The sequence below is a fragment of the Halomonas cibimaris genome (assembly GCF_039537045.1).
Lineage (GTDB): Bacteria > Pseudomonadota > Gammaproteobacteria > Pseudomonadales > Halomonadaceae > Vreelandella > Vreelandella cibimaris.
In genome coordinates this window covers 1-23,157 of the sequence record NZ_BAAAZT010000030.1, presented here as the reverse complement: position 1 = coordinate 23,157, position 23,157 = coordinate 1, and the positions used below count along the sequence as shown (strand labels likewise).

At 63.6% G+C, this 23,157-nt stretch carries 23 protein-coding genes; 8 read left to right on the top strand and 15 right to left on the bottom strand.

The window, feature by feature from the left end:
- Positions 1-14: 14 nt before the first annotated feature.
- The 5 genes from ahbB (ABD654_RS04070) to ABD654_RS04050 all read right to left on the bottom strand — a co-directional run bounded on the left by ahbB (ABD654_RS04070) (position 15) and on the right by ABD654_RS04050 (position 3,871).
- The gene (gene ahbB, locus ABD654_RS04070) at positions 15-560 is read right to left on the bottom strand and encodes a siroheme decarboxylase subunit beta (protein ID WP_344702519.1); all 546 of its coding nucleotides are present in this window, start codon (positions 558-560) and stop codon (positions 15-17) included.
- Positions 535-1,002 (bottom strand): Lrp/AsnC family transcriptional regulator, encoded by a 468-nt coding sequence (locus ABD654_RS04065; RefSeq protein ID WP_344702518.1) that lies wholly within the window; start codon positions 1,000-1,002, stop codon positions 535-537. Before ABD654_RS04065 ends, ahbB (ABD654_RS04070) begins: the two co-directional genes overlap by 26 nt.
- Positions 1,002-1,514, bottom strand: a complete 513-nt coding sequence (gene ahbB / locus ABD654_RS04060) for a siroheme decarboxylase subunit beta (protein ID WP_344702517.1) — start codon at positions 1,512-1,514, stop codon at positions 1,002-1,004. Before ahbB (ABD654_RS04060) ends, ABD654_RS04065 begins: the two co-directional genes overlap by 1 nt.
- Positions 1,511-2,071 carry an Lrp/AsnC family transcriptional regulator gene (locus ABD654_RS04055; protein WP_344702516.1) on the bottom strand — a complete coding sequence of 187 codons (561 nt, stop codon included), beginning with the start codon at positions 2,069-2,071 and terminating at the stop codon, positions 1,511-1,513. The genes ahbB (ABD654_RS04060) and ABD654_RS04055 overlap by 4 nt, the downstream gene beginning before the upstream one ends.
- A gap of 78 nt (positions 2,072-2,149) precedes the next feature.
- Entirely contained in the window at positions 2,150-3,871 is a 1,722-nt protein-coding gene (locus ABD654_RS04050; protein ID WP_344702515.1) for a cytochrome D1 domain-containing protein, read from the bottom strand.
- Between the two features lie 340 nt (positions 3,872-4,211).
- On the opposite strand from ABD654_RS04050, the gene ABD654_RS04045 reads away from it, so the two are divergent.
- The 3 genes from ABD654_RS04045 to ABD654_RS04035 all read left to right on the top strand — a co-directional run bounded on the left by ABD654_RS04045 (position 4,212) and on the right by ABD654_RS04035 (position 6,960).
- Positions 4,212-4,598 (top strand): c-type cytochrome, encoded by a 387-nt coding sequence (locus tag ABD654_RS04045; RefSeq protein ID WP_344702514.1) that lies wholly within the window; start codon positions 4,212-4,214, stop codon positions 4,596-4,598.
- 3 nt (positions 4,599-4,601) lie between these two features.
- A complete protein-coding gene (locus tag ABD654_RS04040; RefSeq protein WP_344702513.1) occupies positions 4,602-5,858 on the top strand; it encodes a cytochrome D1 domain-containing protein in 1,257 nt (418 codons plus the stop codon).
- 175 nt (positions 5,859-6,033) lie between these two features.
- The gene (locus ABD654_RS04035) at positions 6,034-6,960 is read left to right on the top strand and encodes a sensor domain-containing diguanylate cyclase (RefSeq protein ID WP_344702512.1); all 927 of its coding nucleotides are present in this window, start codon (positions 6,034-6,036) and stop codon (positions 6,958-6,960) included.
- A gap of 13 nt (positions 6,961-6,973) precedes the next feature.
- Here the strand turns inward: ABD654_RS04035 and ABD654_RS04030 are convergent, their stop codons facing one another.
- The 4 genes from ABD654_RS04030 to ABD654_RS04015 form a co-directional block, all read right to left on the bottom strand.
- Positions 6,974-7,225: a YkoF family thiamine/hydroxymethylpyrimidine-binding protein gene (locus tag ABD654_RS04030; protein WP_344702511.1), complete on the bottom strand. Its 252-nt coding sequence runs from the start codon at positions 7,223-7,225 to the stop codon at positions 6,974-6,976.
- Positions 7,226-7,298: 73 nt separating this feature from the next.
- Entirely contained in the window at positions 7,299-8,345 is a 1,047-nt protein-coding gene (gene dinB, locus ABD654_RS04025; protein ID WP_344703082.1) for a DNA polymerase IV, read from the bottom strand.
- 33 nt (positions 8,346-8,378) lie between these two features.
- Entirely contained in the window at positions 8,379-9,848 is a 1,470-nt protein-coding gene (locus tag ABD654_RS04020) for a protein adenylyltransferase SelO (protein WP_344702510.1), read from the bottom strand.
- 42 nt (positions 9,849-9,890) lie between these two features.
- Entirely contained in the window at positions 9,891-10,769 is an 879-nt protein-coding gene (locus tag ABD654_RS04015; RefSeq protein ID WP_344702509.1) for an NAD-dependent protein deacetylase, read from the bottom strand.
- An 87-nt stretch (positions 10,770-10,856) separates the two neighbouring features.
- Between ABD654_RS04015 and ABD654_RS04010 the strand changes: the two genes are divergently transcribed.
- Positions 10,857-12,032: an FAD-dependent monooxygenase gene (locus ABD654_RS04010; protein WP_344702508.1), complete on the top strand. Its 1,176-nt coding sequence runs from the start codon at positions 10,857-10,859 to the stop codon at positions 12,030-12,032.
- Here ABD654_RS04010 and ABD654_RS04005 read toward each other — a convergent pair.
- Together ABD654_RS04005 and ABD654_RS04000 are read right to left on the bottom strand one after the other, a co-directional pair.
- Positions 12,029-12,889 (bottom strand): universal stress protein, encoded by an 861-nt coding sequence (locus ABD654_RS04005; protein WP_344702507.1) that lies wholly within the window; start codon positions 12,887-12,889, stop codon positions 12,029-12,031. The genes ABD654_RS04010 and ABD654_RS04005 overlap by 4 nt on opposite strands.
- Positions 12,890-12,952: 63 nt before the next feature.
- Positions 12,953-14,437, bottom strand: a complete 1,485-nt coding sequence (locus tag ABD654_RS04000; RefSeq protein ID WP_344702506.1) for a SulP family inorganic anion transporter — start codon at positions 14,435-14,437, stop codon at positions 12,953-12,955.
- A 252-nt stretch (positions 14,438-14,689) separates the two neighbouring features.
- Between ABD654_RS04000 and ABD654_RS03995 the strand changes: the two genes are divergently transcribed.
- Entirely contained in the window at positions 14,690-15,709 is a 1,020-nt protein-coding gene (locus ABD654_RS03995; protein ID WP_344702505.1) for an isocitrate dehydrogenase, read from the top strand.
- An 88-nt stretch (positions 15,710-15,797) separates the two neighbouring features.
- Here ABD654_RS03995 and ABD654_RS03990 read toward each other — a convergent pair whose 3' ends face one another.
- Both ABD654_RS03990 and ABD654_RS03985 read right to left on the bottom strand, forming a co-directional pair.
- Positions 15,798-16,574, bottom strand: coding sequence for a ZIP family metal transporter (locus tag ABD654_RS03990; RefSeq protein WP_344702504.1), 777 nt, complete (start codon positions 16,572-16,574; stop codon positions 15,798-15,800).
- A gap of 65 nt (positions 16,575-16,639) precedes the next feature.
- Positions 16,640-17,668, bottom strand: coding sequence for a CNNM domain-containing protein (locus ABD654_RS03985; RefSeq protein ID WP_344703080.1), 1,029 nt, complete (start codon positions 17,666-17,668; stop codon positions 16,640-16,642).
- Positions 17,669-17,841: 173 nt separating this feature from the next.
- On the opposite strand from ABD654_RS03985, the gene ABD654_RS03980 reads away from it, so the two are divergent.
- Both ABD654_RS03980 and ABD654_RS03975 read left to right on the top strand, forming a co-directional pair.
- Positions 17,842-19,089, top strand: coding sequence for a dicarboxylate/amino acid:cation symporter (locus ABD654_RS03980; protein ID WP_344702503.1), 1,248 nt, complete (start codon positions 17,842-17,844; stop codon positions 19,087-19,089).
- Between the two features lie 121 nt (positions 19,090-19,210).
- Positions 19,211-20,752: a cryptochrome/photolyase family protein gene (locus ABD654_RS03975; RefSeq protein WP_344702502.1), complete on the top strand. Its 1,542-nt coding sequence runs from the start codon at positions 19,211-19,213 to the stop codon at positions 20,750-20,752.
- 67 nt (positions 20,753-20,819) lie between these two features.
- On the opposite strand, the gene ABD654_RS03970 is transcribed toward ABD654_RS03975, so the two are convergent.
- Both ABD654_RS03970 and ABD654_RS03965 read right to left on the bottom strand, forming a co-directional pair.
- Positions 20,820-21,095, bottom strand: coding sequence for a TIGR03643 family protein (locus ABD654_RS03970; protein ID WP_344702501.1), 276 nt, complete (start codon positions 21,093-21,095; stop codon positions 20,820-20,822).
- 35 nt (positions 21,096-21,130) lie between these two features.
- Positions 21,131-22,309 carry a methyltransferase gene (locus ABD654_RS03965; protein ID WP_344702500.1) on the bottom strand — a complete coding sequence of 393 codons (1,179 nt, stop codon included), beginning with the start codon at positions 22,307-22,309 and terminating at the stop codon, positions 21,131-21,133.
- 627 nt (positions 22,310-22,936) lie between these two features.
- Between ABD654_RS03965 and ABD654_RS03960 the strand changes: the two genes are divergently transcribed.
- The coding region (locus ABD654_RS03960; RefSeq protein ID WP_344702499.1) for a hypothetical protein at positions 22,937-23,157 on the top strand (221 nt) is incomplete at its 3' end.

Below are 23,157 nucleotides of genomic sequence, written 5' to 3'. Positions count from 1 at the left end.
GGCGTCTCCCTCACTTACGATGTGGCCGCGCCCGCCAGACGCAGGCCGGTCTTTTTCAGAATCCGCGAGCTATACAAAATGCGATAGCCGCGGCAGGCACTGCCCAGCCGCAGCCGCAGCTTTTCCGCCTGGTGCTCTACCTCGTCGCGGCTTTTGCCGTGCAGCATGGCAAAAAGATTGTACGGCCAGTGCGGCAGGTGCCGCGGGCGGCGGTAGCAGTGGCTGACGCCTTCGACGCCGGCAATCTCCCGACCCAGCCGTTCAATCTCGGCCTCGTCCACGTCCCATACGCTCATGCCGTTGGCCACATAGCCCAGCCGATAATGGTTGGGCACCGCCGCTACCCGGCGAATCACGCCGGCTTTTTGCATGGCCTGCATGCGCTTGAGCACCTCGGCACCGCTGGTGCCGATCTGCTCGCCCACCGCCTTCCAGGGGTCGGGATAAAGCGGCAGGCCCGCCTGGGTGGCCAGCACAATGGCGCGGTCAGTGGCATCCGGGGTAAACGCCGGCATGGCCGCGGCACGTTCCGGCTTAGACCGGCAGATGGAGTCGCACATGAAACTCCTCCTCTTTGGGCATGTTATAGACGCCAAGCCCTGTCTCGGCCTCGATCTCGGCGATCACCTCGGCGATGCGTTCGGGCGTTTCGGTCGCCAGCACAAACCACATGTTGAGCGAATGCTCTCGGCGATAATTATGCGCCACCTCAGCAAAGGCGTTGACCTGCTCGACCACTCGTTCGTAGTCGTCTTCGGGTACCCGCAGAGCAGCGAGCGTAAGCCCGCCGCCCAGCCGTTCGGCGTGATACATGGGGCCAAAGCGGGTAAGCACGCCGCGATCGCGCAGCTGCTCCAGGCGGTACAAAAGCCGGCCTTCGCTGAGGTTCAGCTCGTCGGCCACCCGGGCAAAGGGCCGCTCGACCAGCGGCAAACCGTCCTGCAGGCGGTTGATAATGGCGCGGTCAACGGCGTCCAGCTCGGCAGACGGGGCGGTATTCATCAGCGTGTCTCCTCTGCTTGGCCGGTATGGTCGATATAGCGTGCGCCGCGCTGGCGATAGGCGTGGTGGCTGAACAGCACCTGATGGGCCACGTCATCCAGCCCCTGGCGGGCAATAATGGCGGCAAGCTCGGCCAGCACGCGCGCCCGGCGCACGCCGTGAATCATGCAAAACAGGTTGTACGGCCAGTCCGGCAGCCGGCGCGGGCGGCGGTAGCAAAGCGTCACCGCAGGTTCAGCGGCAAGGGCCCGGCCCACCTCGCCCACGCGGTCGTCGGCGATGTCCCATACCACCATGGCGTTGGCCGCCATGCCCAGCCGGCGGTGACGCACCACAAGACCCATGCGCTTGATCAGGCCGTCGTCCTGCCAGCGCCGGGCGCAGGCCATGGCGTCGGCCTCGGTCATGCCGGCCTGGTCGGCAAGCGTGCGCCAGGGGCGCGGCGTAAGCGGCAGCCCCTGCTCCAGCAGACTTTGCAGGCGGCGCTGAGCCTGTGCATCGTGCGGGCTCACAAGAACGTCTCCGTGGTTTGACTCGGCTCTGCGTCCGGCTCACGCCTGTCCAGCTCGGACCAGGGCAGCGGAAACGCCAGGTCGATATGAAAGCTCTCGACCATGGGCAGGCGCAGTATGGGGCGCTCGATGCGCCGCTCAAGGGCATCGAGGCGCGCTTCCAGCTCGGCCGGGTCCGGGGCGGTCATCACAAACCAAAGGTTATAGCCGCGGGCGGCGTCGCGCAGGTAGTTGTGATTGATGCCCGGCGCGCGGTTGATCTCGGCGGCCACGGCGTCGCGTTCGGCATCGTCGGCGGCCACCGCCGCAAGCAGGCTGGCACCGGCCCGGGCGTGGTCGAACACCGGCCCTACGCGGCTGATCACGCCCGAAGCGTGCAGCCGCGCAAGGCGGTCTAGAATCTCGTCTTCCGTGCTGTCAAGGCGCTTGGCCAGCGCACGGTAAGGGTGTGGCTCGATGGGAAGGCCGCGCTGGCAGGTATCCAGCAGCCGGCGATCAAGGGTATCCAGCTCGCTGGCGTCAAGATCTTGCGTTTTTTCGTGCATCCGCTGCAGCATAAGCAGCTCCCCGCTATCGGCATCCATCGTCTTGCGTGTGCCGGGCCGGCAAAACATCGCCGGCCCGGCGTTTTCAGCCTAGTAGATATCTTTCTGCGTGTTTAGCACGTTGAACTTGCCGGTCGGCGTGACCAGCCGCTCGTCTTTGATGACTTTCTTGAGCTCGCGCGTTTTGTCATCCACAACGACCAGCGCGGACTTCTGGTCCATGGTGTTCCACACCGAGAACCATACTTCGTCACCCGCCTGGTTGTACTCCGGCTGCACCACGCGCTTGGGTCCTTCGCCCACGTCGGCCCATTCGGCAATGGGCAGCACCTCGAAGCCGGCCTCCAGGTTGTTGATGTCGAACACCGCAACGCTCTGGCTGATATCCTCACCGGGGTTCAGTGCGGTATCCACGTAGAGGTTGTCGGACTCCGGGTGCGTCTTGACAAACAGCGAGCCGCCGCCCTGGCCGTCGATGCTGCGCACGACTTTCCAGGCGTTTTCCGGATGGCCTTCAGGATCGGTGCCGATCAGCTGAATGGTGGCATCGCCCAGGTGGCTGGTCGCCCATACCGGCCCGAACTCGGGATCAACAAAGTTGGCGCCGCGGCCCGGGTGGGGCGTTTTGCCCACGTCAACGATGGTTTCCAGCTCGCGATCCTTGGCGTCGATCACCACGATCTGGTTGGACTCGTTGGCCGCGGTCAGGAAGTAGCGCCCGGACGCGTCCCAGCCGCCGTCGTGCAGAAAGCGCGAGGTGTCGATCTCTACAGTAGAGATGGCGTCCAGGTCTTCATAGTTGACCAGGCGCACCTTGCCGGTTTCCTTGATGTTGACGATGAACTCGGGATGCTGGTGGGAGCCCACGATCGCCGCTACGCGCGGTTCCGGGTGATACTCTTGCGTATCCACGGTCATGCCGCGTGTGCTGACGATTTTCTTCGGCTCCAGCGTCTGACCGTCCATGATCACATACTGGGGCGGCCAGTAGGCACCGGCAATGGCCAGGTCGTCTTCGTAGCCTTTGAACTTGGAGGTCTCGACCGAACGCGCCTCCATGCCGATCTTGATGCTGGCCACGATGCTCGGGTCTTCCATCCACAGGTCGATCATGTCGACCTTGGCATCCCGGCCGATAACGAAGATATAGCGCCCGGACGCCGACATGCGCGAAATATGCACCGCGTAGCCGGTATCCAGCACCTTGGCGATTTCCTTGGTGTTGCCGTCGATCAGCGCAATCTGGCCGGCATCGCGCAGGGTCACCGAGAACAGATTCTCGATATCCCAGTCGTTCATCTTCTCGGTGGGCCGGTCTTCCGGGGCCACCAGCACTTCCCAGGTGTCGAGCATTTTGGGCATGCCAAACTCCGGCGGTACCGGCGGCTCGTGCATGACGTACTTGGCCATCAGCTCGACTTCATCTGCGGTGAAATCGCCCGAGGTGCCCCAGTTGGGCATGCCGGCGGGCGAGCCGTAGTTGATGAAGGTTTTCAGATATTCAAGCCCGCGCTGCTGGGTAATGTCGGTGGTCAGCGGCTTGCCCGTGGCCCCCTTGCGCAGTACGCCGTGGCAGCCGGCACAGCGCTGAAAATAGATTTCCTTGGCTTTTGCGAATTCCGCTTCGGTTAAATCTGGCGCGCCCGGCGTGCGTACCGCCTTGGCCGATGCGGCATCCACCGCCGACTCGCCCCCTTTGTACGCCGCCTCAGCACCGTCCACGTCTTTGTGCTGAGCGTTGGCAGCGCCCATACCCAGCGCTATCGTGGCAATGGCCACGGCCAACGGCGTCCGGTATCCCTTCTTGCTCATCATCGTCACACCTCTATGTCATAGACCGATAGCAGCATCGGATTGCACGGTTTTCGTCAGGTACGATGCTTATTGTTGTGGAAACCAGTGTGGCGCACAAAGATGCCTTTCTCATACTCATTAACGCTTTTTGCGCGCGTAACCGCCGCCTTTCTTGATGTACGTCAATCGCCACGTTTGCTACCTCTCAAGAGGTATTGCGCTTTTAAAAAAAATTCAGAACATCCGAGCAAAGGCGCTTTATTGACGTACATCAAGATATCGAGAGCGGCGGGCAGCAAGACTGTAAACAAGTATATCGGAGACCTATTTCGTTTCCGGCCGGAGTTCGGGAGGGAACATGGCGCCAAACAGCGATCGCAACCCAGCGCGGAGAACGCGCCATACCGTCAAAAGGCTGTTCGCCGCCGGCCTGCTGGCGCTTGCCGCCGGCGCAGCGGCGAACGACGAACTTTCCACCGCGCGCCAGGCCGAGCTTGACACCCTGCTCTATCAGGATTGCGGCTCGTGCCACGGCATGACGCTGCGTGGCGGGCTAGGCCCGGCGCTGGCCCCGGCACGCATGCAGGCCTACGGCGATGAAGCCTTGACCGCGCTGATTCTCAACGGCGTACCCGGCACGGCCATGCCGGCCTGGAAGCACCTGCTTAGCGCCGAGGATGCTCGCTGGCTCGCCGATCAGCTGATCCACCACAACCCGCTATCCGAACATGCGCCAAAGGAGTAACCCATGATGATGCCTGATCGCTTGCGCCCTCTCCGGCCACTGTACCGAGGGGTGCTGACCGCCGCAGGCCTTGCTCTGCTGGCCGGCTGCGCTGCGCTTTCACCCGCCGAGCTGCGCGGCACCGGTGATTTGGGCGTGGTTGTCGAACGCGCAGCAGGCCGCATCGCCGTCGTCGATACCAGCGCCCACCGAGTGCTGGAGCGCGTCGACGGCCTGGGCGATTTGTCCCACGCATCGGTGAAGTTTGCCCGAGACGGCCGCTTTGCGTTTGTTTTCGGCCGCGACGGCGGGCTGAGCCGGGTGGACCTGCTGAGCGGCGAGATCACCCACCGGATTATCCAGTCGGGTAACAGCATCGGCGGGGCGATTTCCCAGGACGGCTCGCTGGTCGCCGTGTCCAACTACGAGCCGGGCGGCGTGCGCATCTTCGACAGCCAAACCCTGGAACCGGTGGCCGAGTTTCCCGCCCTGTACGAGGACGACAGCGGCGAGGAGCAGCGCTCCCGGGTCGTGGGACTGGTGGACGCCCCGGGCAATCGCTTTGTCTACAGCCTGTTTGACGCCGGCGAAATCCACGTGGTGGACATAAACCAGGAGTCGGGCGCCGGGGAGGCACAGGGCGGCGAGGCAGCATTCGACGTCACGCGCTTTACCGACATCGGCAAAAAGCCCTACGACGCGCTGATCGGCCTGGACGGACGCTACTACATCGCCGGGCTGTTCGGCGAGGATGGCCTGGCGATGCTGGATCTGTGGCATCCGGAAAACGGCGTTACCCGCATTCTGCCCGACTACGGCCGCGGCGAGGAACGCTTGCCGGTGTACAAGATGCCGCACCTGGAAGGCTGGACCATGGCCGGACGCCAGGCGTTTTTCCCCGCCGTTGGCCGCCACGAAGTGCTGGTCGCCGACACCGCCGACTGGTCGCTTGCCGATCGCATCCCCGTTCACGGCCAGCCGATTTTTGTCATGAGCCGGCCGGACAAGCGCCAGCTGTGGGTCAACTTCGCCCACCCGAACAACGACGTGGTGCAGGTCATCGACACCGAAAAGCGCGAAGTCATCGCCACGCTATCCCCCGGCGAGGCGGTGCTGCACATGGAGTTCACGCCCAAAGGCGAGCAGGTGTGGGTATCGGCCCGGGACAGCGATCGGGTAACGGTGTATGACACCCGCACGCTGGAAGAAGTCGCGCGGCTGAAAAGCGCCTCGCCCAGCGGCATTTTCTTCACCGACCGGGCGCAGCGTATCGGGCTTTAGCCCGGCCTGCCCTTAGCGGCTATAAACACCCCCGCGGCCGCTGGCCTGTCGCGGGGGTATTGGCATTGCACCCGTTCGGCATCACAGGCTATCCTGCGTTTCTTTCGTATCACGCCGTACCGTCATGCCGGGCCCAGCGCCGGCCTCGTTGTCGTGTGCCGCCGGAGCTTAGCCCATGAATCATCCCAACCGCCCGGCCTCGCCGTCCGCTTGTTTGCCCTTTACCACAGCGGATGTGCTGCGCGCCACGCCGCTCGGCGCCTGCGTAACCGATGCCGACGGCTTTTTCGAGTTCGTCAATCCCGCCTACTGCGAATTTTACGGCTACACCCAGGAAGAGCTGGTCGGCCAGCATTTTACGCTGGTGGTACCCAAGGCCAGCCATTCGACCATGCGCCACCTGCACGACGACTTCATCGCCGGGGACGACCGGGGCGAGCTGCATCAGGAATGGGAAGTACGCCGTAAAGACGGCCAGCTACGCACCATCATCGCCGAAGCCACCCGCATGATCGGCGACGACGGCCGGCCGCGCAAAATGACGTTTATTATCGACATCAGCGTACGCAAGCGGCTGGAAGAGCGGCTGCGCCAGGCCAACGAACACCTGGAGCACATGGCCCGCCACGATCCGCTTACCGGGCTTTTGAACCGTCGTGCCGGGCTTGCCCGGCTGGAAGAAGAAGTCACGCGCTGCCGGCGCTACGCAAGTTCTTTAAGCGTTGCCATGTGCGACCTGGATGCCTTCAAGGCCATCAACGATACCCACGGACACGCCACCGGCGATGCGGTGCTGGAAGCGCTTTCCCAGCTGATCAGAGACGATATGCGCCGCACCGACATCGCGGTGCGGCTGGGCGGCGAAGAGTTTTTGCTGATTATGCCCGGCGTCACCCCCGCCAGCGCCGAACAGGCCGTAGACCGCCTGCGCCGGCTGATCGCAGAAACGCCGGTCACGCCGCAGCGCCTGACCGTCACGATTTCTGTAGGCCTGGCCGGCTTTGACGGCGAGACGCCGGAACGCCTGCTGGAACATGCCGATCGCGCCATGTACCGCGCCAAACGCGACGGGCGCAACCGGGTCGTGAAGGCCGCCGACTGACGCCCGGACGGCATCAGCCGCGCGGGCGGCGGTCGCCTTCAAGAAAGTTGGCGGTAAACGCAGCCTTGCCGTAGGTCTCAAACGACCACTTCATCAGCGCCGACAGCGCATCCATCACCGCGTCGAACTCGCCGAATACCTGAGTGCTCATACGGTTGGAATAGACTTCCAGCCCGCTGGCTTCCAGGCGCTTGACCACCTCGCGTACCGGCGGCTTGAAGTCATCGGCGAGCGGATAGTAGCTAAGCTGTACGGACAGATACATAGTGCCTCCTGGGCGTTGATGACTACGCCCCCACGCTAACACAGACGGCGCGCTTGCGACGGCGGCCACCGGCTCAGAAAAGCGCGAGCTGCTGCGCCGGCGCCGGCTCGGCCAACCGATAGCCCACGCCCAGCAGCCGCACCGGGCGGCGGCCGCGCTGCCAGCCGGCGTCAAGCAGTGCGGCAAAGGGCGCCTCATCCACCACGCTGCCGGCGTGTTCCACGGTGGTCTGGGTGAAGTCGTTGAACTTGATCTTGACCATAGCCCCGCGCACCCCGGGCGGCGGGTCCAGCCGGCGGTAGCGGCGCGTTAAATCATCGATCAGCGCGCCCAGCTCGCCGTGGCAGGCGGCAAGCGTGGGCAAATCTTGCGGATAGGTCTGCTCGGTGCTCACCGATTTGCGCTCTCGATGCACCTTGACCGGGCGCTCATCGATGCCCTGGCTCAGCTCATAAAGGCGCTTGCCAAAAACGCCGAAGTGCCCGACAAGCTCGGGGAGCGTGCGTTTGCGCACGTCCGTGCAGGTTTCAATGCCCAGCGCGGCGAGCTTTTCGGCGGTGCGCGGCCCCACGCCGTGGAGCTTGGTGACCGGCAGCGCGCGGACAAACTCATCGATGGCCTCCGGGGGCACCACGCAAAGCCCGTCGGGCTTGTGCCAGTCGCTGGCGATCTTGGCCAGAAACTTGTTGGGTGCCACGCCGGCGGATACGGTAATCCCCACCTCTTGCGCCACCCGGGCGCGAATGGCCTCGGCCATCAGCGTCGCGCTGCCTTGATAGGCGCTCACCCCGGTAACGTCCAGATACGCCTCGTCCAGCGACAGCGGCTCGATGCGCTGGGTCAGCTCGCGATAGATGGCAAACACGTCCTGAGCCACCGCCTTGTACTTGGGCATATCATTGGGAATCACGGTTAAGTGCGGGCAGCGCTTGAGCGCCTGGGCCATGGGCATGGCCGAGTGAATGCCGTATTCCCGGGCCGGGTAGTTACAGGTGGCAACCACGCCACGGCGCTCGACGCTGCCGCCGATGGCAATGGGAATCTCGGCAAGCGCGGGGTTGTCGCGCATCTCCACCGCGGCGTAGAAACAGTCGCAGTCCAGATGGATGATTTTACGCAGCGCCGGCGCGTCAGAGGGCATGATCGTGGCGACTCAGGTGCCGCAGAAGGTGCGCAGCACGCGCTCATCTGCCGTGGCCGGCGCGGCCAGCCGGCGGGCATTCGCGGTGTCGTCAAACGGTGCGATCACCGCGGCGAGCAGCGTATAAAAGGGCTGATAGTCGCCGTCTTCGGCGGCGCTGATGGCCTCCTGCACACGATGGTTGCGCGGGATAATCACCGGGTTGGCCCGGCGCATGGCGGCCAGCCGCTCGGCGCTGTGGCCGGCCGTCTGCTCACCCTGCCAGCGCTCAAGCCATTGCACCACTTCTCCGGGCGCCTCGCCGAGCGCCAGCAGAGCGTCGCGGCGCGCCTCACCGGGGTCGGCGGCGAGGTGATACAGCGCATCGAACGTCGCGGTCATGTCCATTTTGCCCCGCTGCATGACGTTTTCCAGCGCCTCCATCAGCGGCGTGGCGCACTCGCTTTCAGCGGCAAGGCCAAGCTTGTCGGCGCTCACTTTTCTGCGCTCTTCGGCAAAGACCTCGTCGAAGCGGCGCAGCGCGGCGGTGGCTTCTTCCACCAGGGCATTTTCCTTACCGTCCATCAGCATCAGCAGGCACTCGGCCAGCCGGGCCAGATTCCACTGGGCCATGGCCGGCTGGCGGGCAAAGGCGTAGCGACCGCCCTGGTCGATGGAGCTGAACACCTTGTCGGGCTCGAACGCTTCCATAAAGGCACAGGGGCCGTAGTCGATGGTCTCACCGGCGATGCTGGCGTTATCGGTGTTCATCACGCCGTGGATAAAGCCCACGCCCATCCAGCGGGCCACCAGGTAGGCCTGGCGGCGCATTACCGCGTCGAAAAACGCCAGATAGCGGGCGTTGCCGTCGTGGGATTTGACCGCTGGAAAGTGGCGCTCGATGGCGTGCTCCACCAGGGCTCTGAGCGCTTTTTTATCCCCCCGGGCGGCGGCAAACTGAAAAGTGCCCACGCGCAGGTGGCTCGACGCCACTCGGGTAATCACCGCGCCGGGCTCTGCGGGCATGCGCATGACCTGCTCGCCGGTGGCCACGGCGGCCAGCGCCCGGGTGGTGGGTATACCCATGGCCGCCATGGCTTCGCTGACCAGGTATTCGCGCAGCACCGGCCCCAGCGGCGCGCGGCCGTCGCCGCCGCGGGAATACGGCGTGCGCCCGCTGCCCTTGAGCTGAATATCTCGGCGCCGGCCGTCGGCGTCCACCACCTCGCCCAGCAGCAGCGCGCGGCCGTCGCCAAGCCTGGGGACAAAGTGGCCGAACTGGTGGCCGGCGTAGCCAAGCGCCATGGGCCGGGCGCCGGGCAGCGGCGCACTGCCGCTGAAGTAGTCGGCGAGCGTGGCGTCGTCGGGCTGCTCGTCCATGCCCAGCTCTCTCGCCAGCGCCGTGTTGAACACAATCAGGCTGGGCGCAACCGCAGGGGTGGGCCGGCAGTCGGCCCAGAGCGTGTCGGGCAGCTCGGCGTAGCGGTGATAAAGCGTAAACACAAGGCGCTCCCTCAAACCTCAAACAACGTATAGATATGCAGCCTATGCCGCCCCGCTTTGCTGTTTTAGCTGTGCCACGGCGTATTCCAATACCGGGGTGAGCGGGGCGCACCATTTCTCGCTGAGCATAGGGTCGGCGCGGGTGACGCCAAGCGAGAGCGAGGCCAGCGGCATGCCCCGGGCGTGGGCGTCGCGGAAAAATCGGTAGCCGGAAAACACCATCAGCGAGGTACCCACGGCCAGGGCGGCGTTGGCGCGGAAAAGCCCGGCGCGCGCGGCCTCGCGGCGCGCCTTGGGCACCACGTCACCGTAGTACACCACGTCAGGCTTGAAAATGCCGCCGCAGCGCCGGCAGTCGATCACCTCAAAGGTGCTGAAATCCAGCTCGATGTCGGCGTCGCCGTCCGGGGCGTGGCCGGCGTCAAGCCCGGTGAAGGCCGGGTTGCGCGCGGCCATCTCGGCGTGCAGGGCATAGCGCATGATGCTGTAGCCGCAGCTTGTGCAGCTCACGGTATCGGCCCGGCCGTGCAGATCAATCACTCGGCGAGAGCCCGCGCGCTGGTGCAGGCGGTCCACGTTTTGCGTGACCAGCTGTTCGACAAAGCCCATGGCCTCAAGCTCGGCCAGCGCCCGGTGGGCCCCGCTGACCGGCGCCCGGCGCATCGCCTCAAAGCCCGCCAGCGCGCGGGCCCAGTAGCGCTGGCGCACCGCTTCAAAGGCCATGAAGTCGCCGTGCTGCACCGGCGGCGAACGCTTCCATTCGCCCCTGGCGTCGCGGTAGTCGGGAATGCCGCTGTCGGTGCTCACCCCGGCGCCGGTGATAATCCACAGGCGCTGCTCGCGGCGAATAAACGCGGCCAGGGCTGCCCCGGCCCGGGCAATAGCGTCTGCGCTGTACGCTGCTGTGTACGCTGCCGACATCGGCTTCTCCTCTAGGCAAGGCCTATATAACTCGACGATACTGGCCGTGCTATGCACACCATCATTTTACCCACTGGAGGACGCATCATGCAGCGCGATCATCAAATCGTTATCGTCGGCGGCGGCATGGTAGGCGCTGCGCTGGCGGCAAGGCTGGGCCATGCAGGCGTCAACGTGGGGCTTGTGGAGCGCGGCGACGCCCCGGTAAAGCCCGAGGGAGACTTTGATCTGCGCATCTCGTCGCTCAACGCCCGCTCGCTTGCGTTCATCAAGGCCGGCGGCACGTCTATTCCCCCGGAGCGCAGCCACGTGTTTCGCCGCATTGAAGGCTTCAGCCAGAACGGGCGCGGCCACAGCGTGTTCACCGCCGAGGAAAGCGGCCTTGAAAACTTCGGCTGCTTTGTGGAAAACAAAGCGCTGCGCTACGCCCTGTGGCAGCGCCTTGAGCGCCTGCCCGGGGTGACGCGCTACACCCGCTGCGCGCCGCTTTCCACCGTGGCCGGCAGCGAAGCTCGGCTTTTGGAGCTGGACAACGGCAAAACGCTTTCCGCCGCGCTGGTAGTCGCCGCTGACGGTGCCCATTCGCGCCTGCGCGAGATGGCAGGCATCGACGTCAGCCGCTACGACTACCGCCAGCGGGCGCTGATCACCAACGTCGAGACCGAGCTTGCCTCGGAGGAAACCAGCTGGCAGTGCTTTACCCCCACCGGCCCCATGGCGCTGCTGCCCCTGCCCGGCCACTGCGCCTCGCTGATCTGGTACGACCGCGACGGCACCACCCGGGCCCGGGAGATGCTCTCCGACGACGCGCTGGCCCGAGCCATCGAGGCGGCCTTTCCCAAACGGCTGGGCAATATCCTGCGCGTTACCGGGCGCGCCAGCTTTCCGATCAAGCGCCAGCACGCCAAGCGCTATATCGGCAAGCGCCTGGCGCTGATCGGCGACGCCGCCCACGTCGTCCACCCGCTGGCCGGCCAGGGGCTCAACATCGGCCTGCACGACGCCGACACCCTGGCCGAGCAGATTCTTGCCCGGCGCGACGCCGGCAATGCCGGTACCCTGCGCCGCTTCGAGGTCAAGCGCCGGCTGGCCAACCAGGCCATGCTCGCCGCCACCGACGGCTTTCACCACCTGTTTACCGGCCCGCGCCCGCTGCAAAAGCTCGGCGACTGCGGGCTGGAAATGGCCGAGCGGCTGCCCGCCGCCCGGTATTTCATGTCGCGCCAGGCCAACGGCCTAAGCCCGTTTACCCCGCGGCGCTAGCGTAAAATCAGCACCGGAACATGGGCGTTGCGCAGCATGCTGGTCGTGGTGCTGCCCACCAGAAACTGGCGGATACGCGAATGGCCGTAGGCGCCCATCACGGTGATGTCGATCTCGTTGTCGGCTTCAAAGGCGTGCAGCGTGGCCTCGACCTCACCGGCACGAATCGAGCCCTCGGCCTCAAGCCCGGCCTGCTGCAAAACGTCCACCGCCCAGGCCAGCGCCATGCGGTGCTCGGCGGTGTCCGCACCCACGGAAACAACGTGGCAGAAAAGCCCGGAAAAAAGCGGGCTCCTGGCGAGCATTTCTACGCCCTTGCGCGCCGTTTTGCTGCCGTCAAAGGCAAACATCACCCGCTTGGGCCGGGTAAAGCCGGCGCGCGGCACCATCAGAATCGGCCGGCGAATCTCGCGCACCACGCGCTCCAGATTTGACCCCAAATGGCCGCTGGCCTGATCGGCGCTTTCTCCGCGCTTGCCCAGCACCAAAAGCCGCATCTGGCTTTCGTACTCGGCCAGGGTATCCACCAGCGTGCCGTTACGCTGGCGCGAACGGGCGTCTTCCACTCCCTGTTCCCCGGCGCGGCGGCAGGCTTCTTCCAGCATCAGCCGGCCCTGCTCGCGGTTGATGCGGGCGCGTTTTTCATCCAGATCCGCCAGCTCGTTGAGCAGCGCCTCCCGCGCGCCCAGGGGCAGATTACCCGATAGATCCGGCTCATCCACCGTGGACGGATGGTTGTCCACCGCGTGCAGAAACGTCAGCGGCGTGGCAAGCGCGGTGCTTGCCCAGGCGGCGTAGTCGCACACGCTTGCGGAAAACGACGAGCCGTCAACGGCGGCCATTACGTGTTCGGTCATCTTGGCTCTCCTTAACAGGCCGGGCCGGGCGTTGCCGGCGCCGGCGTAGCGGGTACCCTGGCGTCAGCCCATGAGTTTTTCCACGGCCTGTGCGTCGTTGTGAATCGCATAGCGGTCAACGATGGTGGCGCTGGCCTCGTTAAGACCGATCAGGTTGACCTCGGTGCCTTCGCGGCGGAACTTGATCACCACACGATCCAGCGCCTGCACCGCGCTGATGTCCCAGAAATGCGCCCGGGACAGGTCGATGGTGACGTGATCCACGCTTTCCTTGAAGTCAAACGCTGCGCCAAAACGCTCGCAGGAGGCAAAAAACACCTGCCCGACGACCTGGTATTCCCGGGACTTGCCGGTTTCAACGTCGCGCGAGCCGACGTAGAGAATATTGCCCACTTTGTTGGCAAAGTTCATCGCCGCCAGCAAAACGCCGACGAACACGCCCAGCGCCAGGTTGTGGGTGGTCACGGTTACCGCCACCGTTGCCAGCATCACCATGTTGGTGCTCATGGGGTGTTTTTTCAGGTCACGGATGGATTCCCAGCTGAACGTACCGATGGAGACCATGATCATCACCGCCACCAGCGCGGCCATGGGAATCAGCGAGACAAAGTCAGAGAGAAACACCACCAAAAACAAAAGTCCCACGCCCGCAACCAGCGTGGAGGTGCGCTGACGGCCGCCGGATTTCACGTTGATCACCGACTGGCCGATCATCGCACAGCCGGCCATGCCGCCCAAAAGCCCGGCACCGATGTTGGCAATCCCCTGGCCTTTGCACTCGCGGTTCTTGCTGCTTTGGGTATCGGTCAGGTCGTCAACGATGGTGGCAGTCATCATCGATTCCAAAAGCCCCACCACGGCCAGCATCAGCGAGTAGGGAAAGATGATCTTGAGGGTTTCCAGGGTCAGCGGCACGTCCGGCCAGAGAAAAATCGGCAGGCTGTCGGGCAGCTCGCCCATGTCACCCACGGTGCGAATCTCCATGCCGGTCGCCAGATACACCGCGGTGAGCACCAGAATACACACCAGCGGCGACGGCACCATCCGGCCGATTTTCGGCAGATAGGGAAAGCCGTAGATGATGCCCAGACCGGCCGCCGTCATGGCGTAGACGTGCCAGGTCACCCCGGTAAGCTCAGGCAGCTGGGCCATAAAAATCAGAATCGCCAGGGCGTTGACAAACCCTGTGACCACCGAGCGCGAAACAAAGCGCATGAGATCGGCCAGGCGCAGGTAGCCGGCGGCAATTTGCAACACCCCGGTCAAAAGCGTCGCGGCGAGCAGATACTCAAGCCCGTGCTCTTTCACCAGCGTCACCATCAGCAGCGCCATGGCCCCGGTGGCCGCCGAGATCATTCCCGGGCGTCCGCCGGCAAAGGCGATGATCACGCAGATGGCAAACGAGGCGTAAAGCCCCACCTTGGGGTCGACGCCTGCGATAATGGAAAAGGCAATGGCTTCGGGGATCAGCGCAAGGGCCACCACGACGCCCGACAGCACATCGGCTCTCAGGTTGGAAAGCCAGGTTTGCTTGAACGACTCAATCATTGATCCGTCCCACGGTTGGAGGTTGAGGCAAAGGGAGACGCATTCTACCTGTCCCCCGCGCCAGGTGCATGCCCCGCCGCCGGCGGTTGCGATCCCGCCCTGCCGAAGACCATCCGTTCAGGGTGACGTTTTACGTCCGCTTGGCGTACCATAGCGCCGCAGATGCGCGCGGTGAGGCCGTTCAGGTCATCCCGCGCCTTGTTCTTTCATCCGGCGCGTCCGCCGTTCAGCGTTTAGCTTAAGGAGCATGAAATGAGCCAGTCTATTGCAGTCATCAAGGGCGACGGCATCGGCCCCGAGATCATGGATGCCACCCTGCGCGTACTCGACGCGCTGGACTGCGGCTTTGACTATGACATCGTTGATGCCGGGCTGGGCGCGCTTGACCAGCACGGCACGCTGATCCCCCAGACCACGCTGGACACCATCGAAAAGCACGGCATCGCGCTCAAGGGCCCGCTGACCACGCCCATCGGCAAGGGCTTTTCCTCGATCAACGTGCAGCTGCGCCGCCATTTTGACCTCTACGCCAACGTGCGCCCGGCGGTGAGCTTTCCCGGTACGCGCTCGCGCTACGCCGACATCGACATGATTACCGTGCGCGAAAACACCGAAGGCGCCTATCTATCCGACGGCCAGGAAATGCTCGACGAGGGCAACACCGGCATCTCCCAGATCAAGGTGACGCGCAAGGGCTCCGAACGCATCGTGCGCTACGCCTTTGAGCTGGCCAAAAACAAGGGCCGCAAGAAAGTCACCGCGCTGCACAAGGCCAACATCATCAAGACCGCCTCGGGGTTGTTCCTCGACGTTGCCCGCGAGGTCGCCAAGGAATACCCGTCGATCGAGTTTGAAGAAATGATCGTGGACAACGCCTGCATGCAGCTGGTGATGGACCCCTACCAGTTTGACGTGGTGGTCACCACCAACCTGTTCGGCGACATCACCTCCGACCTGTGCGCCGGTCTCGTCGGCGGGCTGGGCCTGGCGCCGGGGGCGAACATCGGTGAGCAAGCGGCCATTTTCGAGGCCGTCCACGGCTCCGCGCCGGACATTGCCGGGCAAAAAATCGCCAACCCCTGCGCTTTGCTGCTGGCCGCCGCCCAGATGCTTGACCACCTGGGCATGAACGCCAAGGGCACCGCCATCCGCGAAGGCATCCGCGACGTGCTGGAAAAGCGCCGCGACATGGTCACCCCGGACATGGGCGGCAGCGGCACCACCGACACCTTCGCCGAGGCGCTGGTGGAATACGCCACCGCCCGCGCCTGAAGCCGCCGGGGAAAAACGCCATAACCGCATCCTTCCCGGGCTTTTCGGCACCGGCCTGACGGGCGCGGCCTTGCCAGAATCGCGCCGCTCAGCCCAGCCAGACGTCCAGAAACAGCATGATCACAAGCCCCAGCGCAAGGCCCAGCGTGGCCTTGTTCTGGTGCCCGCTGCGGTGGGTTTCGGGGATGATTTCGTGGCTGATGACGTAGAGCATGGCGCCGGCGGCAAACGCCAGCCCCCAGGGCAGCAGCATCTGCGAAAGCGTTACCACCCCGGCACCGAACAGCCCGCCAAGCGGCTCGACCAGCCCTGTCAGCAGGGCAATGCCGAACGCACGCCCGCGTGAATAGCCTTCGCCCATCAGCGCCACGGCCACCGCCAGCCCTTCCGGCATGTTCTGCAGGCCGATACCCAGCGCCAGCGGCATCCCGCCTTCCAGACCGTTGGCCCCAAAGCCTACGCCCACCGCCAGCCCTTCCGGCAGGTTGTGAATGGAAATGGCGAAGACAAACAGCCATACCCGGCGTAGCGAGGCGGCCTCGGGCCCCTCACGCCCCTGGGTAAAATGCTCGTGGGGCAAGCGTTCGTTCAACAGGGCAATAGCCCCCATGCCAAAAAGAATGGCCAGGCACACGATCGCAGCCGGCACAGCGCCGCTGGCATAGTGCTCGCCGGCTGCATCCAGCGCGGGAATAATCAGCGAAAAAAACGACGCCGCCAGCATTACCCCGGCGGCAAACACCAGCGCCAGATCACGAAACGCGCGCCCGGGCGTTTTCCCCATCAGCACCGGCAGCGCACCCACGGCGGTCATCATGCCGGCCGTAAGGCTCCCCAAAAATCCCAATAACAACGTGTCTTGCATGATTGATCAGCCCGTTTGCCTGCGTTTGCCGTAATAGCCCGGACTACCTTAACGCGGCCGGCGCCTCAGGGCGATTGGCGGGCCCGGCGAATCCGCTGCAGCCAGCGCTGGCGGGCATAGCTTTGCAGGTTGTCTACGCGGTCGGTTTCATCGACGATCTCTTGGCCCAGCAGGGTTTCGATCACGTCTTCCAGGGTAATCAGCCCGACAAAGCTGCCGTGGGCATCGTATACCGCGCGCATGTGATGATTGTCATCGAGCATGGCGGTAAACGCCTGCTCGACGTTGTCTTCCGCGGCCAGCCGGCCGATGGGGTGCATCATGGATTTCATGGTGGCGTCCCGCTCGGCCTGGTACATATCGACCTTGTGCACGTAGCCAAACGCCTGCTCGCCGCTGTCCATCACCGGAAAGCGGGTAAACGGCGTCTGGCTGTACTGCGCCTCAAACGCCCCTACCGTCATGTGCGGCAGCACCGTCTGGCATACAATGCGCGGCGTCATCGCCTGTGACACGGGAATCTCGTGCAGGTTGAGCACGTTGGTAATGGTGCGGGTCTCGTCGGCGTCGAGCACCTGTTTTTCCTGGCCCACCCGGGCCAGCACCTTGATCTCGTCGCGCAGGTCAACGGCGTTCTCGTCGCGCCCGCCCAGCCGGCGCGTCAGCTGCTCTGAAAGCCAGATAAACGGCAGCAGCATGGCCGTCATCACCTTGAGTACCGGCGGCAGGATCACCGCCAGGCGCTTCCAGTGCGTGGCCCCGAGCGTTTTGGGGATAATCTCGGAAAACACCAGAATGCCCAGCGTCATGACCGCTGAAACCACGCCGACCCAGGACTCACCGAACACCGTCGCCGCTCGGGCGCCCACGGCGGTGGCCCCTACCGTGTGCGCGATGGTGTTAAGCGTAAGAATCGCCGCCAGCGGGCGGTCTATATTGGCCTTGAAGCGCTCAAGCGAGGCGTGCAGGGCCGGCTTTTCCTCGCGCAGCCGGGCAATATAGCTGGGCGTGATCGACAGCAAAACGGCCTCAAGAATCGAACACAGAAACGAAAAGCCGATGGCAACAACGGCAATAACGATCAGCAGCAGCATAGGCCCTCGGCGCGATGGGAATACCGCGCCGTTATAGACGCGCACCGCAATAACCGTCAAGGCCTGGCCGCGCCGCACCGTTGAGAGAAATACGTTTATCCTCCGATGTATTTACCGTTAGAATCGCTGCACTGCTGTACAACAACAGTTACAAACATCATAGGAGACGCATCATGGCAGCCGGTTCCCCTATTCATTTCTGGCGACGCATACCGCTTTGGCAGCGCATTCTTGCCGGTTTGTTTCTCGGCATTATCGCCGGCGCGCTGATGGGCGAAAACGCCGGCGTGTTCAAGCCGCTGGGCGATATTTTCATCAGCGCGATCAAGATGCTGATCGTGCCGCTGGTATTTTCAACGCTGGTGGTGGGCATTACCGCCATGCGTGACCCGCAAAAGATGGGGCGCATCGGCGCGCGCACCATCGGGCTTTACCTGATCACCACCGCGTTTGCCATCGCCATCGGACTTTTGGCCTCGACGCTGTTTCAGCCCGGTGCCGGGGTCGACATGAGCTTTGACCAGCCCATGCAGGCCAACGAAGCGCCGTCGCTGGTGGAGATACTGGTCAACCTGGTGCCGCAAAACCCCATCGACGCGCTGGCCGAGGGCAACATCCTGCAGATCATCGTGTTTGCCATGGGCCTGGGCATTTCGCTGATGCTGATCGGCGAGAAAGGCGAGCCGGTAGTACGTCTTTTCGAAAGCTTTGCCGAGGCCATGTACAAGCTCACCGAGATCGTCATGGCGTTTGCCCCCTTCGGCGTGTTCGGCCTGATTGCGTTTGTCGCCGGCAACTACGGCCTTGCGGTGCTGCTGCCGCTGGCCAAGGTCATCGGCGTGGCCTATCTGGCAAGCGTTATCCATGTGCTGGTGGTGTACAGCGGGCTGCTCAGCCTGCTCGGCCGGCTTAATCCCAAGCGCTACCTGAGCGGCATCATCGACGCGCTGGTGGTGGCCTACTCCTCGGCGTCGTCCTCCGGAACGCTGCCGGTCTCGATCCGCTGCGCGCAGAAAAACCTCGGCGTCTCCGAAGGTGTATCAGGCTTTGTGCTGCCGGTGGGTGCCACCATCAACATGGACGGCACCGCGCTGTACCAGGGCGTGGTCACGCTGTTTATCGCCCAGATGCTCGGCGTTGACCTGAGCATGGCCGACTACGGCATGATCATCCTGACCGGCACGCTCGCCTCCATCGGCACCGCCGGCGTGCCCGGCGCGGGGCTGATCATGCTCTCCATCGTCATGGCCCAGGTCGGCCTGCCGCTGGAAGCCATCGCCGTGGTCGCGGGCATCGACCGCATCCTCGACATGGCCCGCACCAGCGTCAACGTCGCCGGCGATTTGATGGTGACAACGCTGGTGGGCAAAAGCGAAGGCGAACTGGACGAAGAAATCTACAACGGCCCCAACAAGGCCTGATGCGTTAAGTAGCTTGCAAGCAAGCGCCCTTTTCGCCGTGCGGAGAGGGCGTTTTTTTTCGTCCGGTTACCGCAACGGCTGCCTTCCTTTCGTTGCCCCCGGTTTTCCTGCAGGAGCGCCCATGACCACCGTTACCCTTGTTCTCGGCGACCAGCTGACGCCCAACATTGCCGCGCTGCGCGGCACCGACCCGGCCGATAACGTCGTTTTGCTGGCCGAGGTGGCCGACGAGGCCACCTACGTCGCCCACCACCAGCAAAAAATTGCGCTGGTGTTTTCCGCCATGCGCCAGTTCGCCCGAGAGCTGCGCGCGGCCGGGCAAACGGTTGAGTACGTTGCTCTGGACGATGCCGACAACACCGGCTCGCTGATCGGCGAGCTGGAACGGGCGGTTAACCGCCATCAGGCCCGGGCGGTGCACGTGACCGAGCCCGGCGAGTGGCGCCTGGCGCACGACATGGACAGCTGGCCCGAGCGGCTGGGGGTGCCGGTTCATCGCCACGACGACGACCGCTTTTTCTGCACGCCGGCCGAGTTTTCACGCTGGATAAAGGGCCGCAAGCGGGTGCGCATGGAGGACTTCTACCGCGCCATGCGGCGCAAGTACGGCGTGCTCATGGACGACGACGAGCCCACCGGCGGCCAGTGGAACTTCGACACCTCAAACCGCAAGCCGCTGCCCCGCGAGGGGCTGGATATTCCAACCCCGCCGCGCTTTACGCCGAACGCCGTCACCCGCGAGGTGATCGAGCTGGTGGGCACCCGCTTTGGCCGGCACTTCGGCACGCTCGACGCCTTTGCCTGGGGCACCACCCACGCCGACGCCGAGCGCGCCCGGGACCATTTCATGGAACACGCGCTGCCGCTGTTCGGCGACTACCAGGACGCCATGCGCACCGGCGAGCCGTGGCTGTTCCACAGCGTGCTCTCGCCGTACCTGAACATGGGCCTGCTTGACGCCCGGGATCTGATCGATCGCGCCGAGGCTGCCGGGCGCGAAGGGCACGCGCCGCTGAACGCCGTGGAGGGCTTTATCCGCCAGATTCTGGGCTGGCGCGAGTTTGTTCGCGGCATTTACTGGCACGGCATGCCCGAATACGCCGAGCACAACGCCCTTGGCCACACGCGCAAGCTCCCGTGGTTCTACTGGACCGGCGACACCGACATGCACTGCTTGAGCGAGGCCATCGGCGCGACGCGTGACCACGCCTACGCGCACCACATCCAGCGGCTGATGGTCACCGGCAACTTCGCCCTGCTCACCGGCGTTACGCCGGCAGAGGTCTGCGACTGGTATCTGAGCGTCTACGCCGACGCCTACGAGTGGGTCGAGCTGCCCAACACGCTGGGCATGTCGCTGTACGGCGACGGCGGCCTGCTCGCCTCCAAGCCGTATGCCGCCAGCGGCAAGTACATCCAGCGGATGTCGAACTACTGCAAAAGCTGCCGCTACAGCGTCAGCCGGTCAACCGGCGAGAAGGCCTGCCCATTCAACGCGCTTTACTGGCACTTTCTCATGCGCCAGCGCGACACCCTCGGCGACAATCACCGCCTGCGCATGCCCTACCGCAACCTGGACCGCATGGCCCCGGAAAAACGCGAAGCGCTCTGGGAGCAGGCGGAAGGCTTTTTGCACCGGCTTGAGAGTGGCGAGCGCGTCTAGCGGCGCCGGTGCCCCGCGCCGCTCAGGGCCGCTGGCCATTGCGGGAGCGCGTCGTGCTGCCGGCACGTCAGGGCTTGTACTGCGTAGGGCAGTAAGCGCGCAGCACCCCGGCCGGGCGCAGCTGGCGGTGCTTGGTTTTACGCCCGCTCACCCGCTTGCGCCAGCGCCGAAAGGAGCGCGCCTTAAGCTGATCGCGCATAAAGGCCACGACCTGCTTTTCGTTCAGGCCGTAAAGCGTTTCAATCGCCTCAAACGGCGTCCGGTCTTCCCAGGCCATTTCGATAATGCGCGAGGTGTCGGCCGGGCCGAACCGGTCGATTCGCTGCTGCGTGTCTGATGACATGCCGCCTCCTGAAGCAAACGTTTCTCTATCCCCGCCTATGCCGGCGTTAAACACCACAGCGAGGTCACTTCCGCGCTGCGTGCGGCATGGAGCGGGTCTGAGCTGTCCTGGCTGCGGCCGTGCTTGGGCTGGGTATCGAGCCGGTATTTCACGTCCAGCTTCGCCTCGGCAAACCACGCCAGCAGCTGGTCTCGGGTGCGCAACTGCAGATGCTCGGCCAGATCGGACAGAATCAGCCACACCTCACCTTGCGGTGCCAGATGCGCACGAACGCCCTGCAGGAAGCCGCGCAGCATCCGGCTTTTGGGGTCGTAAACGGCAAGCTCAAGCGACGAGCTGGGCTTCCCCGGCAGCCAGGGCGGATTGCACACGATCAGGTCGGCCAACGGCTGCCCCGTCGGAAACAGGTCAACCTCCTGCAGCTGTACTCCCGAGAGCTCTGAGCGCTCAAGATTATCTTCAGCGCAGGCCAGCGCCCGGGGGTTGGAGTCGGTCGCGACGACCTGCCCCGCCCCGCGCTTCGCCAGAATAATCGCCAACAGCCCCGTACCGGTGCCGATATCAAAGGCCACGTCGTGTTTGGCCGGTAGCGGCGCCTCCTGCATCAGCGGCACATACTCATGCCGCGTGGGCGCAAACACCCCGTAATGCGGAAAAATCGGTTGATCCAGCCCGTCAATGCGAACGCCTTTCTCGCGCCACTGGGCGGCCCCCAGTGCACCCTGCAGGTCGCGCAACGAGATCAGGCACGGCTCATCCAGCGGGCCAAAAGCGGCCTCGCAGGCGGCGCTCAGGTCAGGCGCACGGCGCAGGCCACAGGCATAGCCGGCATCCAGCTCCAACAGCAGCCGCCCCAGCGTTCTCGCCCGCTGGGCCTGAGCCTGACGCTGCTGGTGGAAGGCGTTGGCCGTGGTGTTTTCGGCTGAAGTCTTTTTGGCAGACCTGGCGGCTTTGCTGGCCTTGCGCTGCTCGGTCCGCTTGATACGCCGGTTCATGGCCTGCATGAGCTGCAGGGCATTATGAAAATCCCCGCGCCACAGCAGGTAGTTGCCCTCGCACGCCAGGCGGTAAGCGTGATCGGCCGTCGTCTGGTCATCCACGGGTACGATATGCGCCGGCGCAGTGTAACCACTCTCGGAAAGCCAAAGCGCCTGGCGAGGCGTTTGCCCCTCCTGCCACTGCACGTACGGTTTTTCTGCCTGGGACACGTTCATACCTTTATTTTGTGGATTTGTGGGATAAGCGCAGGGCCTTGGCCCGCTCCGGCTTTTCGATAGCTGACCAAGCGCTACGATAGCAGATTCACGCCTTTGGTTGACGCCGCCTGGCTATCACTCAGTTCAGTGTCTCCATGCGAAGGTGCGAGAAATGGTAAATAGATTGGTAAATTCTGCATTGCTCCTCATGTGAGTGCTATATCCAAAAGCAGCATTACGGATGCAGTTAAAATCACTGTATCCGCGATCAACAAACCTTCGGCTATTTGTGGTTTTAGCTGTTTTTCGTTTCACTTGTTAAAAAAATCTCATTGGCTACCGCCCCAATAACAGACACTACTGCAGAATGCTCTAAGAGCTTGTTAAGAATACCTTTAGCCTCTTCCTTCTGCTCAGGCGGAACCTCAGAAGATTCAATCTTCTTTACTAAGGCCTCAAAAGAATTGATTATACTTTGGATATTATAGTCGCCTACTCAAACTTACTGAGATCCGTAAATATTAATAGTTTGACTTGATCTCCTCATGTCAACTTGCCCACCTTTTCGATATTTGATTTCGATATTTGATCTGATAGTGGGCACCCATTCAGGACACGCTATGCCTATAAAAGGTGGCTTCAGTAATGATGCTACGTTCATCTTTGCCGCTCGGCGGATTACGTAGTATGACATCGCATTCTTCTACGTCAGTTGTCTCATTGAGTATAAATATGGTCCCGCCAGGAAAGGATGCTTTATATGGGTTCTTCGTCGTTTCATGTGGATTTGGCCTGATCCAGCAGGCGGCCCACCGGGCTGCCGATCAGGTAGATCATCGCGATGAAGTTGGCCTCGTTCCGGTAAC

What these genes read in the sequence shown, in the direction of transcription:
- ABD654_RS04035 (WP_344702512.1), top strand. Translation starts at nt 6,034, where the DNA reads ATGAATCATCCCAACCGCCCGGCCTCGCCGTCCGCTTGTTTGCCCTTT.
- ABD654_RS04030 (WP_344702511.1), bottom strand. Translation starts at nt 7,225, where the DNA reads ATGTATCTGTCCGTACAGCTTAGCTACTATCCGCTCGCCGATGACTTC.
- ABD654_RS04005 (WP_344702507.1), bottom strand. Translation starts at nt 12,889, where the DNA reads ATGACCGAACACGTAATGGCCGCCGTTGACGGCTCGTCGTTTTCCGCA.
- ABD654_RS03975 (WP_344702502.1), top strand. Translation starts at nt 19,211, where the DNA reads ATGACCACCGTTACCCTTGTTCTCGGCGACCAGCTGACGCCCAACATT.
- ABD654_RS04065 (WP_344702518.1), bottom strand. Translation starts at nt 1,002, where the DNA reads ATGAATACCGCCCCGTCTGCCGAGCTGGACGCCGTTGACCGCGCCATT.
- ABD654_RS03970 (WP_344702501.1), bottom strand. Translation starts at nt 21,095, where the DNA reads ATGTCATCAGACACGCAGCAGCGAATCGACCGGTTCGGCCCGGCCGAC.
- ABD654_RS04055 (WP_344702516.1), bottom strand. Translation starts at nt 2,071, where the DNA reads ATGCTGCAGCGGATGCACGAAAAAACGCAAGATCTTGACGCCAGCGAG.
- ABD654_RS04040 (WP_344702513.1), top strand. Translation starts at nt 4,602, where the DNA reads ATGATGATGCCTGATCGCTTGCGCCCTCTCCGGCCACTGTACCGAGGG.
- ABD654_RS04050 (WP_344702515.1), bottom strand. Translation starts at nt 3,871, where the DNA reads ATGAGCAAGAAGGGATACCGGACGCCGTTGGCCGTGGCCATTGCCACG.
- ABD654_RS03985 (WP_344703080.1), bottom strand. Translation starts at nt 17,668, where the DNA reads ATGCTGCTGCTGATCGTTATTGCCGTTGTTGCCATCGGCTTTTCGTTT.
- ABD654_RS04045 (WP_344702514.1), top strand. Translation starts at nt 4,212, where the DNA reads ATGGCGCCAAACAGCGATCGCAACCCAGCGCGGAGAACGCGCCATACC.
- ABD654_RS04010 (WP_344702508.1), top strand. Translation starts at nt 10,857, where the DNA reads ATGCAGCGCGATCATCAAATCGTTATCGTCGGCGGCGGCATGGTAGGC.
- ABD654_RS04000 (WP_344702506.1), bottom strand. Translation starts at nt 14,437, where the DNA reads ATGATTGAGTCGTTCAAGCAAACCTGGCTTTCCAACCTGAGAGCCGAT.
- ABD654_RS04015 (WP_344702509.1), bottom strand. Translation starts at nt 10,769, where the DNA reads ATGTCGGCAGCGTACACAGCAGCGTACAGCGCAGACGCTATTGCCCGG.
- ABD654_RS03965 (WP_344702500.1), bottom strand. Translation starts at nt 22,309, where the DNA reads ATGAACGTGTCCCAGGCAGAAAAACCGTACGTGCAGTGGCAGGAGGGG.
- ABD654_RS03995 (WP_344702505.1), top strand. Translation starts at nt 14,690, where the DNA reads ATGAGCCAGTCTATTGCAGTCATCAAGGGCGACGGCATCGGCCCCGAG.
- ABD654_RS03980 (WP_344702503.1), top strand. Translation starts at nt 17,842, where the DNA reads ATGGCAGCCGGTTCCCCTATTCATTTCTGGCGACGCATACCGCTTTGG.
- ahbB (WP_344702519.1), bottom strand. Translation starts at nt 560, where the DNA reads ATGTGCGACTCCATCTGCCGGTCTAAGCCGGAACGTGCCGCGGCCATG.
- ABD654_RS03990 (WP_344702504.1), bottom strand. Translation starts at nt 16,574, where the DNA reads ATGCAAGACACGTTGTTATTGGGATTTTTGGGGAGCCTTACGGCCGGC.